Source organism: Acinetobacter sp. HR7, from assembly GCF_000773685.1.
In the GTDB taxonomy this organism is placed as follows: domain Bacteria; phylum Pseudomonadota; class Gammaproteobacteria; order Pseudomonadales; family Moraxellaceae; genus Acinetobacter; species Acinetobacter thermotolerans.
Map to the genome: position 1 here is coordinate 1 of NZ_JPQO01000071.1, position 1,872 is coordinate 1,872.

A 1,872-nucleotide genomic window follows, 5' to 3' on the forward strand; every position below is an offset into this window, starting at 1 on the left:
GGACGTAAATCCAGGTGATTGGAAACAATGGCCGTGATTTCAAAATCCAGCTCGCCTTTATGATGACGGTAAAGCAGATTCAACAGACAGTGATCAAACTTGCTGACCATGATCATGACTTTCATTGGTTTAGCACAGTCATAGAAATCTGCCTGCATATTGAATTGGGCTTTAACTGTATCGAAACCCTGTTTCAAGGCTTCAATGTCCCCCTTCCCTTCATTAAAGCGAAAGACAATTCGGGTAAAAAACTGGCCTGTAGTTTCATCATCGTATTGTGCCATTTCACTGATATAGCACTGTTGTGCCGCCAGATAACCACTAATCGCGGCGACAATACCAGACGCGGCTGGACAAGTAATTTTTAAAATATATTGCGCTGAATCTGTTTTTAACATGGAAAACTTCCCTTAAAACTTTTTCAATCATTTGATCTGAATTGTCTCGTTTTATTTTCCTAAAAGGAAAATAAATTTCTTTAAGGGAATTTATATTGGATTTTTTTTAAACTGTCTATAGTTTTGTGAATATTTTTTTCTTGTAGTGAATATTTATTTGGTGAAGAGTTTGAATGCGGCATAGAAATTCCATGCCGCATTTAAAGAGGAATCAACATAAAACATCAACTTTGTAATATTGCTTTAACTGCAACAGACTTTGGAATGGTTGCGTCGACTGCAACAACTGATTAAGGCGTTCATGGAATAAATGAACTACACCTTGGGTACATTGCACCGTCCATGCCTTCATGGTTTTCTTGTGATCATTCAGCATGTAAATTTCACAGGTATTCTCATTCACCATACGGATATTTTTTATTGTGAAATGTTCTGGATAACTCATACTGTGTTCTCCTTTGTTATACATCGTTCTATAAGCAATTTATGCGCCAAGCTTAAATGCGGTCTATTCTGCTTTAAATGGTCGATTCAGCCTCTTTTGTTTACTATGAAGAATAAAATATGCCTAATAAATGATCACCCCCTCTGAAAAAATGCACTATATATAAACAAAATTATTCCGTCGTTATTTTCATCAGAATCAGGCCACTGAAAATCAGTATGGCAGCCAGGATGCGGACTGGATGTGCTGACTCTCCCAGAATCATAATGCCCAACAGAAAAGAACCGACTACACCGATGCCGGCCCAGATGGTATAGGCTGTGCCCAAAGGCAACGAACGCATGGAGTAGCTCAGCAAGGTGAAACTTAGAATGACGAAAAATAGGGTAAGAACAGTTGGAACAATTTTGGTAAACCCTTCTGAAAGTTTCATGGAATAGGCCCAGACAATTTCCAGTATTCCCGCAAACAGCAACACAATCCATGCCATTAAGATTTTACCTGTTCTACTCGATATGACTAAGGCTTATATTGAAAACTACAGCATAAAAAGCCTATACCTCTTAAGACATACCCCCAAAAAACAGGACAGCTTATCCCTAAGCGATATCGACAATCATCAACCAGCTTCTATAGTGAAATCTGCAATTTCAAACAAAATTTTCTTATTTCCAGCAGATTTTCTTGAGGAGAAACACCATGTCCACCGACACTGCCAAACAGTATGTTTTAAAGATACGCTGTCCTGCTGCTTCTGGAATTGTCGCTGCAATTAGTGGTTATCTGGCAGCGAATGACTGTTATATTGCAGAAATGGCACAATATGATGATGAAATGACGGAAAATTTCTTTACACGTATTGTTTTCCGCTTCAATGAAGGAAACGGTGACCTAGAAAAACTGCAACTTGGATTTCTGGAGATTCAGACTCGCTTCAACATGCAGGCAGATTTCTATGACTGTGCTAAACCAATGAAAGTCATGATCATGGTCAGCAAGTTTGATCATTGTCTGTTGAATCTGCTTTAC

2 protein-coding genes and 2 pseudogenes are annotated in these 1,872 nt (G+C 38.5%); 1 reads left to right on the plus strand and 3 read right to left on the minus strand.

Going from position 1 to position 1,872, the window contains the following annotated elements; translation table 11 throughout:
- The 3 genes and pseudogenes from GW12_RS04620 to GW12_RS04630 form a co-directional block, all read right to left on the minus strand.
- A pseudogene (locus GW12_RS04620) lies at positions 1 to 398 on the minus strand (formyltetrahydrofolate deformylase); the annotation flags it as partial.
- A 211-nt stretch (positions 399 to 609) separates the two neighbouring features.
- Positions 610 to 843 carry a hypothetical protein gene (locus GW12_RS04625; protein ID WP_016658793.1) on the minus strand — a complete coding sequence of 78 codons (234 nt, stop codon included), beginning with the start codon at positions 841 to 843 and terminating at the stop codon, positions 610 to 612.
- A 172-nt stretch (positions 844 to 1,015) separates the two neighbouring features.
- Positions 1,016 to 1,333 carry a multidrug efflux SMR transporter gene (locus GW12_RS04630; protein ID WP_034584113.1) on the minus strand — a complete coding sequence of 106 codons (318 nt, stop codon included), beginning with the start codon at positions 1,331 to 1,333 and terminating at the stop codon, positions 1,016 to 1,018.
- A gap of 209 nt (positions 1,334 to 1,542) precedes the next feature.
- On the opposite strand from GW12_RS04630, the pseudogene GW12_RS04635 reads away from it, so the two are divergent.
- A pseudogene (locus tag GW12_RS04635) lies at positions 1,543 to 1,872 on the plus strand (formyltetrahydrofolate deformylase); the annotation flags it as partial.

Bases quoted from the DNA above. Each gene is read 5' to 3' on its own strand.
- GW12_RS04625 (WP_016658793.1), bottom strand. From the start codon at position 843: ATGAGTTATCCAGAACATTTCACAATAAAAAATATCCGTATGGTGAAT.
- GW12_RS04630 (WP_034584113.1), bottom strand. From the start codon at position 1,333: ATGGCATGGATTGTGTTGCTGTTTGCGGGAATACTGGAAATTGTCTGG.